Annotated in this window: 11 protein-coding genes; 1 reads left to right on the forward strand and 10 read right to left on the reverse strand. The window is 50.6% G+C overall.

All coding sequences use genetic code 11. The annotated features are described in order from the left end of the window. From ACJ2PR_RS09695 to ACJ2PR_RS09730, 8 genes are all read right to left on the reverse strand, one after another. Positions 1-1,083: DUF1688 family protein (locus ACJ2PR_RS09695; protein WP_446876856.1), on the reverse strand; the 1,083-nt coding region annotated here is incomplete at its 3' end. An 815-nt stretch (positions 1,084-1,898) separates the two neighbouring features. Next, positions 1,899-3,083: an LptF/LptG family permease gene (locus ACJ2PR_RS09700; RefSeq protein WP_446859324.1), complete on the reverse strand. Its 1,185-nt coding sequence runs from the start codon at positions 3,081-3,083 to the stop codon at positions 1,899-1,901. Positions 3,084-3,111: 28 nt separating this feature from the next. After that, positions 3,112-3,840, reverse strand: a complete 729-nt coding sequence (lptB, locus tag ACJ2PR_RS09705) for an LPS export ABC transporter ATP-binding protein (RefSeq protein WP_446859323.1) — start codon at positions 3,838-3,840, stop codon at positions 3,112-3,114. A gap of 94 nt (positions 3,841-3,934) precedes the next feature. Further along, the gene (locus ACJ2PR_RS09710) at positions 3,935-4,498 is read right to left on the reverse strand and encodes an LptA/OstA family protein (protein ID WP_446859322.1); all 564 of its coding nucleotides are present in this window, start codon (positions 4,496-4,498) and stop codon (positions 3,935-3,937) included. A gap of 200 nt (positions 4,499-4,698) precedes the next feature. Further along, positions 4,699-5,133 carry a DUF309 domain-containing protein gene (locus ACJ2PR_RS09715; RefSeq protein WP_446876857.1) on the reverse strand — a complete coding sequence of 145 codons (435 nt, stop codon included), beginning with the start codon at positions 5,131-5,133 and terminating at the stop codon, positions 4,699-4,701. A 210-nt stretch (positions 5,134-5,343) separates the two neighbouring features. Then, the gene (locus ACJ2PR_RS09720; RefSeq protein WP_446876858.1) at positions 5,344-7,143 is read right to left on the reverse strand and encodes an ATP-binding protein; all 1,800 of its coding nucleotides are present in this window, start codon (positions 7,141-7,143) and stop codon (positions 5,344-5,346) included. Continuing rightward, the gene (locus ACJ2PR_RS09725) at positions 7,100-8,626 is read right to left on the reverse strand and encodes a chemotaxis protein CheB (RefSeq protein ID WP_446876859.1); all 1,527 of its coding nucleotides are present in this window, start codon (positions 8,624-8,626) and stop codon (positions 7,100-7,102) included. The genes ACJ2PR_RS09720 and ACJ2PR_RS09725 overlap by 44 nt, the downstream gene beginning before the upstream one ends. A gap of 369 nt (positions 8,627-8,995) precedes the next feature. Further along, entirely contained in the window at positions 8,996-10,138 is a 1,143-nt protein-coding gene (locus ACJ2PR_RS09730; RefSeq protein ID WP_446871580.1) for a DUF58 domain-containing protein, read from the reverse strand. Between the two features lie 268 nt (positions 10,139-10,406). On the opposite strand from ACJ2PR_RS09730, the gene ACJ2PR_RS09735 reads away from it, so the two are divergent. Beyond that, positions 10,407-11,681 carry a type IV pilus twitching motility protein PilT gene (locus ACJ2PR_RS09735; protein WP_446859317.1) on the forward strand — a complete coding sequence of 425 codons (1,275 nt, stop codon included), beginning with the start codon at positions 10,407-10,409 and terminating at the stop codon, positions 11,679-11,681. 140 nt (positions 11,682-11,821) lie between these two features. Here ACJ2PR_RS09735 and typA read toward each other — a convergent pair whose 3' ends face one another. Both typA and ACJ2PR_RS09745 read right to left on the reverse strand, forming a co-directional pair. After that, a complete protein-coding gene (gene typA / locus ACJ2PR_RS09740) occupies positions 11,822-13,618 on the reverse strand; it encodes a translational GTPase TypA (protein WP_446859316.1) in 1,797 nt (598 codons plus the stop codon). A 348-nt stretch (positions 13,619-13,966) separates the two neighbouring features. Next, positions 13,967-14,422, reverse strand: a complete 456-nt coding sequence (locus ACJ2PR_RS09745; protein ID WP_446876860.1) for an EVE domain-containing protein — start codon at positions 14,420-14,422, stop codon at positions 13,967-13,969. Positions 14,423-14,436 lie beyond the last annotated feature (14 nt).

Here is a 14,436-nt window from a genome sequence, read left to right on the forward strand (position 1 = left end):
GGCGATCTGGTCGAGGAGGCAGACCGTTAGGGCACGCCATTCGATGATGATTTCTGAACTGGGGGCATGTCGCTGGTGCCAGATTTCGTCATTTTTGACTTGTAGGAGTCCCAGGTCGAGACACAAGCCGCCGTTGCGGTATTCGGGTAGCCCGGTCATTTGGTTGAGGCCGATGATTTCTAGGCCGAGTTCCTGTAGAGGTTCTAGTAGAGAATAGGTGAGCCACTGAGAAAGTTTGTGAAAGGGGACTAGCTGGCTGGAGGGGTCTAAATTGGGCAGGGCGGAATGGTGCCAGACATCGCCCAGGTTGACTCCTGAGAGGGTAATTCGTCCGGGCCAGATTTCGCTCAGTCCTTGCAGAATGGCACTCAAAACTGTGGTGGCGGATAGCTTGCCTGAGGGCGATCGCTCCAGCAGATAATCCACCAGATTTCCAGGACGCGCTTCTTGACCAAACAATTCAGGAGCGTTTTGTAGGGTTTGACCTAATTTTTGCAGGAGTTGCGATCGCCCTTCTAGCCCAACTAATGGATTTTCGGTCGTTGCTTGAAACCCGATCGCGAGAGATTTGGCGGTCACCTGTTGGAGGGCTGTGGCATCGGTTTGATAAAGGTTGTCTGGATTGCTGGAGAATGCGCCCTGACAAAAGAGATGAAAGCTGGCAATGGCTAATCCTTCTGATCGTCCCCAGACTTGCCCGGTGTCTGATTCAAAATAGTGCCAGCGATCACCTGCTCCCGCATCTAGTAGCACACTGGGAATGACAAGATCGAATTTTGCTTTGGCTTTTTCGAGTTTGGACAGATTTTCTAGAGTGCGATCGAGTCTGTCTACCCGTGAAATATCTCCAACTTCAAAGTGTCGCCAACGGCTGTGAAAGGGAATTTTTAGGTCAGGATACTGTTCTTTTGTCACCTGTAACACGTAGTCAGCTACCCGATCTAACTGCGTCAAATCACAGCGAAAATGCTGCAACTGATCGGATTGTGCCAGTGTGAACAAGATGCCACAGCGATCGCGAATGGTCTGGGGAGAACGCAGGAGGGCGATCGGAGAGCGATCGTCAAGCTGAACGGTTTGCATGGGGAAGGCGATCAAATTGACCCTGAGTGGAGCCTATTGTACCTCAGAAGTTCCAGGCGATTTGTCAGGGATGAGGAATGTGATTGGAACTGGTTTAACGAGACGTGAATTCGACAGAATCTTTCGCTGCGGTTGCAGATCCGGGAACGCCCCCTAACCCTCCATTCTGGCGGACTTTGAATCGTTGGTTTCCCTTCGCATTGGGGGCACACGTGATTTAGCAATGCCCGATTTCCAGGGGGCGATCGATTCGATTGGTAGCGTTGGATCGTGAAGAGCAATGCAGCAGATCACGCGCAAAGGCGTTGCTAATTAAAGAGATGAATCTGTGCTGTGGGAAGTGTCCATCTTTTCGCCCCCTAAATTCCCCATGCTGGGAGACTTTGACAAAGGAAAGATTTCCAAAGTTCAAAGCCATGACGACGGCTCAAAGTCCCGCATTTTTGGGGGATTTAGGGGGCGAAGGATCTGTAGCCTTAACAAATTGATAATGAAAGATCAACTTGGTATTAGACCAGTTGTTATACCAGGTTGAAAATAAGTTGCAACCAATTGATCAGTCAAACTTAGTCAAAATCCCCCATTCTGGAGGATTGTAGGAGCGAGGATCTGTAGCAAGTAACCGCTGATTTGGGATTACGCATGGCGGAATTTCCCTCTTGGTAGAATGATCAGATCTAACAAGAGTAGGGAGCTTTGAACCAAAAGTCCTCTCCTAAAGTCCCCCAGAATTGGCCGCTTGGGGGTAGAAGCTCTGAAGGACGCAGTTTGAGAGGCTACTTTTAGCTGTTGATTCAACCTACTTTGGACAAGCTTTACCGGGCAGCCCGAAACAGCAAAAATCCCGCTGCGGTCAGTCCCAGAGCTGTGGGCAACCAAGCAGCCACGTAGGGAGATAGCACTTGTAGCAGCCCCAAAGAATCGCAGATAAAAGACAGCAGATAGTAGGTGAAGATAATAATCACACTAATTGCAAAACTTGTACCCCTGCCGCTTCTGCGTTGAGGACTGGTTCCCAGAGTCGCCCCCGTCAGACCAAATACCAGACACACAAACGGAAAAGCCAGCTTCTGGTTGATACGAAGCCGCACCTTTTGAGACTCTTTCTCATCACCGCTCTGGGTTACGATATCCAACGAATTGCGTAGCTCTGCAATATTCATCTCGGCAGAGTCTTGTTTGCGGTTTGCTAGATCGAGCGGTGTGCGGGGGAGTTGAATCTGTTGACGCTCAAACTTGAGAATGTTGCGATAAGAACCGTTGGGGTCAATGATGTAGATCGTACCGTTGGCAAAGTCCCACAGATTCTTGACGGGATTCCAGGCGGCTGACTCGGCGGCGACAATTTGGTTTAACCCGTTTTGAGAAAAATCCAGTACCGTTAAGCCTTTCATCTGACGACCATCAAACCGTCGTGCGTAAAAGATGCGATCGAGAACCTGCTCGGTTTCGCCGTCTGCCGCTCTGGGTTTACGAAACTGCTGAACGAGAATATTTTTGCGCTCTTTGAATTCGGGTTGTTCTTGGTTGAGGGCCCGATCGAGCGTCAAAGACGCTTGATAGTTCGCGGCGGGCACGATCGCTTCGTTAAAGCTAAAGGTCAAGGCAGTGACGAAAAGACTCAGCACGATAGTCGGCGCGATCAATCGATAGACACTGATCCCCGCACTCCGCAGCGCAATCAACTCACTGTCAGTCGAAAGTCGGCTATACACCATCAACGTCGCCAACAAAGTCGCCATCGGAAACGCCAAACTGACGAAATAGGGCATCCTCAGCAAAAACACCCGGAAGGCCAGTGAGAAAGGCAGTCCCGCTTCGGTTACTTTGCGAATCAGATCAAATAGCGCCCCAACCGACACCAAAATCGAAGAAAATGCCGCAACTCCAAACAAAAAAGGAGACGTAAGCTGACTGGCGATATAGCGATCGAGTACCGACAACCCCAACAGCCGCCGTACGGGACGAAATGAATTTTGCTGAGATAGTCCTGGCGACATGGGCGGGGAAGTGAGGAGTGAGGAGTGGTCAGGGTTGGAAGTTGTCTCCGAGGTAATATTGTCTGACTAAGGGGTTGTTGTAGAGTTCTTCGGCGTTGCCAGAGGCAAGGATTTGACCGTCGCGCATGATGTAGGCTCGATCGGTGATAGCCAGCGTTTCTCTAACATTGTGATCGGTGATCAGAATTCCCATTTGGCGATCGCGCAGTTGAGCGACGATTTCTTGGATTTCGGCGACAGCGATCGGGTCAACTCCGGCAAAGGGTTCATCGAGCAGCAGAAATTTTGGGCCTTCAACTCCTGATGCTAACGCTCTGGCTAATTCTGTGCGGCGACGTTCTCCTCCGGAGACTTGAATCCCTAGTGTAGAAGCGACTTTTTCGAGCCGAAATTCTTTGAGCAGACTGCTGAGGCGATCGTTCCATTGCCATTGAGGGACGTTGGTCTGCTCCAGCACTAATTGAATGTTTTCCTGAACAGTGAGATATCGAAAAATGCTTGCCTCTTGCGCCAGATAGCCGATCCCCAATTTTGCTCGCTGGTTAATGGGCAGAGCGGTAATCTCACGATCGTTGAGCCAAACCCGTCCGCTGTCTGGTTTTTCTAAACCTGTGGTGATATAGAAGGTCGTGGTTTTTCCGGCTCCGTTGGGCCCAAGCAGTCCGACGATTTCTCCTTGCGAGACCGAGAGGCTGACTCGATTGACGATCGCCCGTGGCCCATACGACTTATGAATATTCTCTAGTACAATCCTCACAAACTCGCTCCTTCAAATAGCCCAACCGGGAGTCTGGGATGTCTCCGTGGCTCCATTCATTCCTGAGTGACAATTTTCTCTTAATTAAAAGATTCTAGCGCTTGGTAGAAGCGGGTGTCTGAAACTGTGGCTTTGAGTCAAAAGGAGCGGCGGCGGCGGGTGGAGGAGCGGTGGGGGCAGCAGCAGACGGGGCAGCGGGGGGCACAGGCGGCACATCTTGAACCAGATAAATCGCTTCGACCTGCTTGTTGGAGTCTGGCAGCGCCTCAAATCGCCCCTCATTGACCAGGTAGGTAATCGTTTCACCCCGCAAACTGTTGCCCTGTTGCAGCACGTAGACATTTCCAGTCAAGACAATTCGATTTTCTTTGCTAAAAAAGACAGCCTGGGCGGCCGTAGCTTGAATCTGGCGAGACGGATAGTTGATCTGGACGTTTCCTCTGGCGACGACGACTCCAGTTTTGGCATTGGCCACGGTGCTATTGGCCCGCAGCGTCAAGGGTTGAGAAGGTGCAGCCGCTTGAGCAACGGCCGAGCCGGGGCGAGTAGGAACGGCATCAGCAGCCCGATCGACCACAGCAGACCCAATCATCAACGTTGCAGACAGCAGCAGGGCCAAGCGCTGAAATGAGAAGCGGAAGACGGGTAAGAATGTCATGATGGCTACAGCAAGCAGAGGATAGAAAGCGGCGTAAACTTGGCGAATCGTCTCGAATATATCACTATCAGCAGGTTAATCACTCTTACCTGAGCGCGACAGATGCAGTTTTTGGCAGACGAGCCCTTACGGGTATCTCAAGGAGATCGACTCCCATACATGACGTGCGACAGATTGAGAAGTTGCTCTACTGTATCAAGTCACTCTACAGCCGATCGCCCAAGCTTCTGGATTGTTGGCTGACGAAGGAAGACTTTCTGCGATTCGTGATCAGAATCCGCGTCAAAAGAAGGTGTCAATACAATATCTTGAACGCAGTTGCTTCCGGCTAGTTGCAAGGCTGACAACAGTTCGACAGATCGATCGACCAGATCTCCAACATCGATCCCGGCATGGTCTTCTGGATATTTGCACAGTCGATTGGCACCTTCTCCCAATAAAATGACTGCCCCATGCCAGTTTTGGTTACCTAGGTGGTAGAGGGCGACCGCGATCTGGAGAATTCCCTGGTAAAAATTTTTCTCTAAGGGAGGGGCTTCGATCCAGATGGCTTCTAGGGTGTCGTGACAAGCATAAAACTCGCCCTGATTAAACTGTTCAACCCCTTGCCAAAACTCTTCAGGTATGTCGCTCATGGGTCACTCAGGATCGCAAATTAAATAAGATCGTTTATCGCCAAGCTACTTCGCCCCCTAAATCCCCCATTCTGGGGGACTTTGAGATCAAAAAAATTCTGGAATTCAAAACGGGTTCGAGCTTCAAAGTCCCCAAATTTGGAGGATTTAGGGGGCTGCAACCCATTGAAACGAAGCCAAAATCAACTGACCAAGCACATTTAGAGAATTTTAGGTTAATAAATTCGCGCCACTCAGCAATAAAGGCAGATTGACGAATAGAGTGGTGCCTTGCCCTTCTCCCGGACTTTCTGCCCAAACAGTGCCCTGATGAAGCTCGACGAGATGACGAACGATCGCCAATCCTAATCCCAACCCTTGACTGATTGTAGTGTCAGATGCTCCCTGCCGAAACCGCTCAAAGATATGAGGTAAAGCATCCGCCGCAATGCCGCGCCCCGTGTCGATGACTCGAATCTGAGCTTGCGTCTCTATAGTGTCTAGCGTGACTTCGACTCGGCCGCCTGAAGGGGTGAACTTAATCGCATTTTGCAGCAAATTGCCCAGCACTTGATTTAAGCGATCGACATCTCCCATCACCGTAACTGGAGCGAGGCGAGACGTAATCTGAATATTTTTTTCCTCAGCAGAGAGCTGAATGGTGGCGATCGCCGTGTCTATCAGCAAATTCAGATTGAGGGGTCGAGTCTCCAACTTGATCTTGCCACTTGTAATGCGGGCGGTATCGATCAAACTTTCGATTAGTTGAGATTGCGATCGGGCACTGCGTTCGATCACATCCAAAGCATGGGTAATTTTTTCTTCGTTGAGTCTACGAAGTTTGAGCAATTGAACGTAGCCTAGGATGGCGTTCAGTGGGTTGCGGAGTTCGTGAGAGACGGTAGACAAAAAATCATCTTTTGCTTGGTTTGCAGCTTCAGCGACATTTCGGGCAGCTTTCAGGATGGCTGCGCTACGTTTGAGGTCATTAATATCGATCAAAATCAAGACTGCGCCATCAATTTGATTTTCGATCGTGCGGTATGGGCGAATTCGCAAGTTATACCAGTGTCCATCCTGGGTTTGCAATTCAAACTCCTGGACAGTGAGCGTCTCAATCACCTCGACGATCGATCGTTCTAAGTTGGGAAGATCAAGATTGGGTCGAATGTCACTAAAGGGTCGCCCAATGTCAGTGGCAATTAGATTAAAAAGGCTCTGAGCCATCGGGGTAAAGCGCCGAATTCGCAGATCGCTTTCGAGCATGACGATCGGAATATTGATTCCAGCCAGCAGATTTGTCAGATCGTTGTTGACTTGATAAAGGGCCAGATTGCGGCTGCGAAGCTCTTCGTTGGTGGTATTGAGTTCCTCATTGGTCGCTTGAATCTCTTCTTTTGCTGTCTCAAGCTCCTCATTAGTGCTTTGCAACTCCTCATTGCTCGACAAAATTTCCTCGTTGGCGATGCTCAAGTCTTGATTGACATTTTCATGCTCCTGAACGATCGCTTGCAGATATTCCTGGGCGATCGTGCGCTCCTGATTAGCGATTTCCAGGGCTTGTCGAAGCTGGATCACTTCTCGCTCTGAGTCTGTCTGTTCTAATTGTGGAGAATCGATGATCAAGGGTGCGATCGCAGGTGCAACGGGTTGAAATAGCACGAGAAAATAAGGTTCATCGGCGATCGGCGCTCTAAAAGGAATCACCTCAAGATTGACCAAGCCGGAATCTGCATCAGCGTCAATTTGTAGTCCGTTTTTTTGAGCGGGAGCATTCTGACTTTTGGCTTGATAAATGGCGGCTTGCAGCCCGACAACCAGCCCTTCTCGCACCATTTTGAGCAAATTTAGGCTGGCTTTTCCGGGGGCAAATCTGAGATAGCGGCTGGTTTCTCCTCGAATCTGTAAAACCTCTAACTTGGAATTGATCAAGACTCCGCTCGGAGCAAACCGTTCTAAAGTAATTCGATCGGCTTCTTTGAGCAGGTCAAATGGCGCGATCGGTGATCGATCGATCGATCGATCGATCACCGATCGGCTGATGGGCAGTGTCTTTGATCATGGGATACTTGCTCGTGACAAACGAAAAACTGGGGCGAGTCGCTGTCAGCTTTTTAGAATAAATTTTGTACTTGCGATTCTCTAGCCCAAACAAATCAGAAAACTGACCAATACTCTCAGACGTGCCCAGCAGCAAAAAGCCATTTGTCCTGAGTCCATGATGAAAGATGGGAATCACCTGCTTTTGCAGCGTCTCGCCCAGATAAATCAGCACGTTGCGACAGCTAATCAAGTCGAGGTGAGAAAACGGCGGGTCACGGCTCAAATCTTGTCTGGCAAAAATACACCGTTCTCTGACAAGCTTACTGATCTGATAGCCACCTTCGACCTCAAAAAAGAACTTGCTGCGCCGCTCTGGTGAGACATCCGCCATCTGACTCTCGCGATAAACGCCCGATCGAGCCGTATCGATCGCCCCTTGACTAATATCCGTTGCAAAAATCTGAATTTGAGGATTGATCCCGGCATCCTGCAAAAATTCTAAAAGGCAGATGACGATCGAGTAGACTTCTTCACCCGTCGAGCAGCCGGGTATCCAGATCCGAATCGGGGAGTCAGCTTTGTGTCGCGTAATCACCGGAAACACTTGCTTTTTGAGCGCTTCAAAGGCTTCGGGGTCACGAAAAAAATGCGTCACATGAATCAAAATTTCTCGATAGAGCGCCTCGACTTCAGTAGGGTTGTCTTGCAAATATTGGACATAATCCTCTAGCCGTTCCAATTTATAAACCAGCATTCGTCGCTGAATCCGGCGATCGAGCGTCTTGGGTTTGTAGTGCGTAAAGTCAACGCCCATAAGCGATCGCAGCAGCCCAAACAAGGTAGACAGCGCACCTTCACTATCTGGCAAAGAAGCCACCGTTTGAGGCGGAGCCGAGACAAAGGGGTGACGGCTGAGGTTGGCCAGTTCTGCGGCGATCGCGCTCGGAGTCATCACAAAATCGACATGCCCAGTGGCGACGGCGGTATTCGGCATACTTTCGTTTTTCGCCGTTCCTTCACATTGAGCAAACGTCACGCCGCCTGCTGCTTTGATTGCGTCAATGCCCACCGATCCATCTCCATCGCCACCCGACAAAACGACCGCGATCGCAGTGTGTCCTCGATCCAGGGCCAATGATGTAAAAAAAGCGTCAACCGGAAGATAAGTCCCCCGAATTTTTTCACGCGGCATCAGTCTCAGTGCCCCTTCTACCAGCGTCATCTTAGTATTGGGCGGAATAATATAAACCTGATTGGGTGCAACGATCGTGCCGTCTTGCGCCTCACTCACAGGCATCGAGGTCGTTTTGGTCAAAAGCTCAGTGAGCAGGCTCTTTTGATAAGGCGCTAAATGTTGGATCAGCACAAATCCCATGCCTGTGTCGGTTGGCAAGTGACTCAGCAACTCACTAAAGGCTTCTAAACCGCCTGCCGAAGCGCCGATGCCGACGATCGCAAAGCGTGCAGACAATTCCGAAGCATCTCCAGAAGCCAATTGAGAAGAATCAAGCTGAGAGAATTCGGAGAAAGAGTCAGAGTCCATGCTACTACCACAAAGATTGTAGGCTAGAGCGTCGCCTCTCTAACTTGAAGGGTGTCTTCACATTAGCGGATATGAAGCCAGGAAGCTGTGTTTTGTTTTTGACGTGAATTCGATGGAGTTTTTTCGCTTCGTTGTAGAAGAATTCGCCCCCTAAATCCCCCATTCTGGGGGACTTTGGATCAGCGTATCTTTGAACTCTGGAACTTTTTCTCTATCAAAGTCCCCCAATTTTGGGGGATTTAGGGGGCTGCCCAGAGTGATCACCGCAGCGAAGAAGTTTTATCGAATTCGCATTCCTTAGAAGCGATCGAGCGCGTCTTGAAGCTGAGATTGAAGGGAGCGATCGTCTCGAATCAAAATACCAGGAGCCAAAGCTTTTTCTTTTAACGCTGACTGCCACAGTACCCAGCGGCTCCCTTGGGGCAACCCATCCAGACTGAGCGGATTTTGGGTCAGCCAAATGAGCGGCAAGGTTGGCAGATCGCCCCGCAAATTTTCTTCGCCTGCATCGGTGGCCGCCAGAGTTTCCAAAACCCGCTGTTCGCCTTGAATTAGACCTGTGGCGGCTGTCCAGAGACGAATGTTGAAATTTTGGTGAGCGGCATAGAAGTAGAGTGAGGCAGCCGCGATGACGGCCGATTCAAACGCTTCGTGCTCCCAGGTGGCTCCGCTGTCCAGACAGACGATGACTTCTTGACCTCCGGTAAAGCGTTCGAGTTCGCGAATTCGCAGTTCTCCATAGCGGGCACTGGTGCGCCAATGAATTAGACGAGTCGAGTCACCCCAGCGATAGGGACGCAGCGATCGCGTCAATCCTTCACTCGCAGTCTGAGCGCGACGATCGCTGTTAATTTGCAAACTCGATTCTCGACCGATTTCATCCACGAGCGGGCAGCGCGTTAGCGGTAAGACAGTTGGATACACGATCGCCGTTGCCTTCACCGTCTGGCTGCGTCGCCCCCAAAATAGCCCCAACGGAGCCGCCGATCGCACCTGAACCGTTTGCCAGTGATAAACTCCGCGTCGCTGCGTGGGCTGCTGATAGACCCAATACTGCGGATTTTCGACATTTACCGTCTCGATCACTTTGCTGACTGGTTCTCCCAATACATGAGGAATCAAATCGTGAATTTGCAGCAGGCTTTTGGGCTTGGCGGCTGTGTTTTGAATCAACAACTCGATCGTCAGGTCGTCTCCCGCGCTAACCGGATAGATTGGACGACGCACAATCTGAATGCCCCGCAGATTTTGGGCCGAGAGGAAGGCTGCGATCGCCAACAGCGCCACCGTCACCCCACTGATTACATACAGCCAGCCCGCCAGCGTATTTGTCGCCGCCATAAAAAAGAACAAAGCCAACCCACCCAGCACCCAACCGCTATAGGCAGGGGTCAACCAGTGAGTTTCTAGCCAGTGTGCGAATCGAGTTTGCAAGCTCATTCTCAATTTATTCAAAGAGTCTTCATAAAATATTCACAAAATACTCAAGAGATAGTCACAAATCTTCTTAAATTTCTCTCGTTTCAGGCTTTATCTTGCCCCTGAATAGACAATAATCGTAAAAAACATGAGTGACAGGATTTATAGCCGATAGAATTTTAGGTACATTCGCAAAAGCTAGAAAATCTTTGAGTTGTCCGATAAAATTTGTGGACGCTCAAACTAGTCCGGTCAGGAGCTTACTTTACTGGAACCCGCCTGATTTATTATGACCAACTCCAACCCTTTAGACGAGAAAGCGAAAAGAGATATGCCAATGCAGGGCGTTCCTTCCCCTCGATCCCAGGCTGATTCTGTTCCGCCGCCACCGCCTCCCGTGCAGTTAGGAACACCTAGAGCCAAACCGATCGGGGGAATTTTGACGATCGAGCAAATGGTTAAAGAGGCCCATTCTCGACAAGCTTCTGACATTCACATCCGCGTGGGTGAGCCGCCTCGATTTCGGGTACGGGGGCAAATTACGCGCGTCGGCGAGCAGGCATCTGTCAGCCCAGAATTGTTTAAGCGATATCTAGAGGAAATTCTCAACCCTGAGCAGCGTAGACGGTTTGAAACTGAACAAGAATTGGATACCGCGATTTACTATCCAGGGTTTCTGCGCTGTCGGGTCAACTGCTTTGAGACGCTAACAGGTGGGGCGATCGTGCTGCGTCTGATTTCTCTGGATGTGCCGTCGATCGATGGGTTGGGGTTGCCCCCCGTTCTCAAACATCTGGTTACCTATCCCCAGGGTTTGATTTTGGTCACGGGCCCGACTGGATCAGGAAAATCGACCTCGATCGCCGCGATGATTCGAGAACTCAACGAGTCAGACAGTCGGCATATTGTGACGATCGAAGATCCGATTGAGTACGTTCACGCTTCTAATAAGTGTCTGATCAGTCAGCGAGAAGTCGGACTACACACTCACGAGTTTCACCAGGCGCTACGAGCTGTACTGCGGGAAGATCCTGACGTGATTCTAATCGGGGAAATGCGGGACAGAATTACCGTCGATACGGCGCTCAAAGCCGCTCAGACCGGGCACCTGGTTTTGGGAACCCTACACACCAAGAGCGCGATCGGGACGGTCAATCGTCTACTCAACATCTACAACCCTGACGAACAGGCCGCCATGCGGACTCAGATTCTAGAATCGCTAATCTCGGTGGTTTCGCAGCAGTTGTTGCCTACCACAGACGGCAGACGGACGGCAGTCCACGAGATCTTGCTCAACACGCCCGCGATGCAAGATTATCTGCTCAAAGGTTTAGAAACCGATGCCTTCCAACTCATGGAGACCGATACCAATGAAGGAATGCAGGTGATGAATCAAGCCCTGTGTGAACTGATCCTGTTGGGTCGGATCAGCCCCGACGATGCGGTCAAAGCCTCGCCAGATGCGGGAGATCTGCGCCGACGTGTGCGAAATGAAGGGTACGATCCGGGACGATCGTCCAATCGCGAGTTTGACCCGACGGCACGAGAATACAATCCGGTGTAGCGGCTGGAATAAATTCAGACACCGAGCAACAAACAACACAAGACAACAAACAACAAAAGAAGGGACAGATCGCGAGCTTGCTGAATCTGTCCCTTTTGAGTTTTTGAGGCAAGAGGCGGTTTGAGTATCGCCCTGCTCAGCTATTTTTTCGCCAGCTTTTTGGCTTTGGCGATCTTTCTCAACCGGATCGAGGCAGGTGTGACTTCGAGCAGTTCATCACCGCCGATGTATTCTAGAGCGCGTTCTAGACTCATGTCGATCGGTTCTTTCAACTGCACCAATTCTTCGCCCCCAGAGGCGCGGTGGTTGGTTAGCTGTTTGGTTTTGCAGACGTTTAGCTCCAGATCTTGAGGGCGATTGTGTTCGCCGACGATCATGCCTTTGTAAACCTTGGCACCTGGACGGATAAAGAACACGCCGCGATCTTCCGCATTCTGCATGGAGTAGAAGGTGGCCACGCCTTCCTCAAAGGAGGTCATCACGCCATTGCGACGAGTTTCGATATCGCCACTGAGCGGACGGTAATCAAGGAAGCTGTGGTTCATGATGCCTTCACCGCGAGTCATCCGCATAAACTCACCCCGGAAGCCAATCAGCCCCCGTGCCGGGATTACAAACTCCAACTGAGTGCGAGAATTCGCGCCCACCTGCATGTCTTGCATTTCACCTTTGCGCTGACCCAGGCGCTCAATACAGCCGCCCACCGCTTCTTCGGGTACGTCTAAGACGAGGGTTTCGTAAGGTTCGCAAGGCTGACCGCTGACTTCGCGGAAGATGACTTGCGGCTGAGACACCTGAAACTCATACCCTTCTCGGCGCATGGTTTCGATCAAGATGCCCAGGTGAAGTTCGCCCCGCCCTGAAACGGCGAGTTTGTCAGGAGAATCGGTTTCCTCAATTCTCAAAGCCACGTTAGTTTCGAGTTCGCGGAAGAGACGATCGCGTAGCTGTCTTGAGGTGACAAAATCGCCTTCCTGACCTGCAAAGGGGGAATCGTTGACCGAGAAGGTCATTTGTAGGGTCGGTTCGTCTACTTTGATCAAGGGCAGCGCTTGCGGATCGTTGGGATCAGTAATCGTTTCACCGATGTTGGCATTAGCAAACCCAGCCACCGCAACCAGATTTCCCGCTGTGGCTTCTGCGATTTCGATCCGCTTGAGACCTTCAAAGCCCATCAGTTTAGAAATTTTGGACTTGACGATCGCCCCTGTTTCTGTGACGATCGCAGCCTGCTGACCCATGCGAATTGTGCCGTTGTGGATCTTGCCGATCACAATCCGACCCAGATAATCTGAGTAGTCGAGCGTCGTAACTTGAAGCTGCAACGGCTTTTCAGGATCGCCCACAGGTGGCGGAACGTGGCGCAAAATCGCCTCAAACAGCGGCTTCATGTCGGGCGATTCTTCTTCGAGGGTGTCTTTGGCAAACCCCGACAAACCCGACCCAAACAGGTAAGGAAACTCGCACTGATCGTCATCAGCCCCCAGTTCTAGAAAGAGATCCAGCACCTTATCAACGGCGACGTGGGGATCGGCACGCGGGCGATCGATTTTGTTGACGAAGACGATCGGGCGCAGCCCTTTCTCTAGCGCTTTCTTCAACACAAAGCGGGTCTGAGGCATCGGGCCTTCGTTGGCATCGACGATCAGCAAACAGCCATCTACCATGCCCAACACGCGCTCTACTTCTCCGCCAAAGTCAGCGTGTCCGGGCGTATCGACAATATTAATCAGCGTCTCTTTGTAGCGGACAGCCGTATTTTTGGACAAAATGGTAATGCCTCGCTCCCGCTCGAGATCATTAGAGTCCATCACGCAGTCCGGAACGGCTTCCCCTTCGCGGAACGTGCCAGCTTGCTTGAGCAGTGCATCGACGAGAGTTGTTTTACCGTGGTCAACGTGGGCAATAATCGCAACGTTGCGAATCGGGAGAGTCATAGGAAGGTTCCTGCGAAAAGGATTAGGGAAGTCTGCAATAGGGTTGGGGTCTTCTTTATAAAAACGCAGATGAAGCGAACACAGTAAAGAAGCCTTAACAATTCTATCTTAGCGGTTACAAAAACAGATGAAGTGTTAAGCGTTGCCTTGGGCTTCTGTAAAACAGATCGATTTGTCGATTTGTCGATCGACTCCATCTCTTGATCTCTGGACACAAGAGACGATCGAGCAATTTCGGTGAGGGTGAGTAACCATTCTTTCGCTTTGGGTGCAGAAAGGCTTTTGTTGGGTTTCGCTCTGCTCAACACCAACCTACAGAAAATGAGGAGGTTCAGGCACCCAAGGCATTTACTCAGGCAGGATCGTCAGAATCTTTTTAGCTACCGCTTCAGGAACTGGCATTACGGAAAGTCGATTGCCCTGACGCACGACGAGCAATTCATCTGAGGTGAACGTAGATCGCAGCATTTCTAAAGAAACTAAATCGGGCAATTCTTCGACAAATTCCACACAAACGGTTTGCCATCGGGGAGAATCTTGCGTTGATTTTGCGTCGTAATAAGGACTATCAGGATCAAACTGCGTTGGGTCAGCAACCTCTGATTTGATGACTTTCATCACACCTGCAATCCCCGGAGGCAGCGTGTTGGAGTGGTAAAAGAAGACCAGATCTCCAGACTGCATTGATCGCAAAAAATTTCGCGCTTGATAATTGCGGACTCCATCCCAAATCGTTTGACGATCGCGCTTGAGGTCAGCGATCCCATAGACATTGGGTTCAGATTTCATTAACCAATAATTCATGACAAAAATAGTGA

This window comes from Phormidesmis sp. 146-33 (genome assembly GCF_052939515.1).

What these genes read in the sequence shown, in the direction of transcription:
- ACJ2PR_RS09700 (WP_446859324.1), bottom strand. Translation starts at nt 3,083, where the DNA reads ATGTCGCCAGGACTATCTCAGCAAAATTCATTTCGTCCCGTACGGCGG.
- ACJ2PR_RS09710 (WP_446859322.1), bottom strand. Translation starts at nt 4,498, where the DNA reads ATGACATTCTTACCCGTCTTCCGCTTCTCATTTCAGCGCTTGGCCCTG.
- ACJ2PR_RS09715 (WP_446876857.1), bottom strand. Translation starts at nt 5,133, where the DNA reads ATGAGCGACATACCTGAAGAGTTTTGGCAAGGGGTTGAACAGTTTAAT.
- ACJ2PR_RS09730 (WP_446871580.1), bottom strand. Translation starts at nt 10,138, where the DNA reads ATGAGCTTGCAAACTCGATTCGCACACTGGCTAGAAACTCACTGGTTG.
- ACJ2PR_RS09735 (WP_446859317.1), top strand. Translation starts at nt 10,407, where the DNA reads ATGACCAACTCCAACCCTTTAGACGAGAAAGCGAAAAGAGATATGCCA.
- typA (WP_446859316.1), bottom strand. Translation starts at nt 13,618, where the DNA reads ATGACTCTCCCGATTCGCAACGTTGCGATTATTGCCCACGTTGACCAC.
- ACJ2PR_RS09745 (WP_446876860.1), bottom strand. Translation starts at nt 14,422, where the DNA reads ATGAATTATTGGTTAATGAAATCTGAACCCAATGTCTATGGGATCGCT.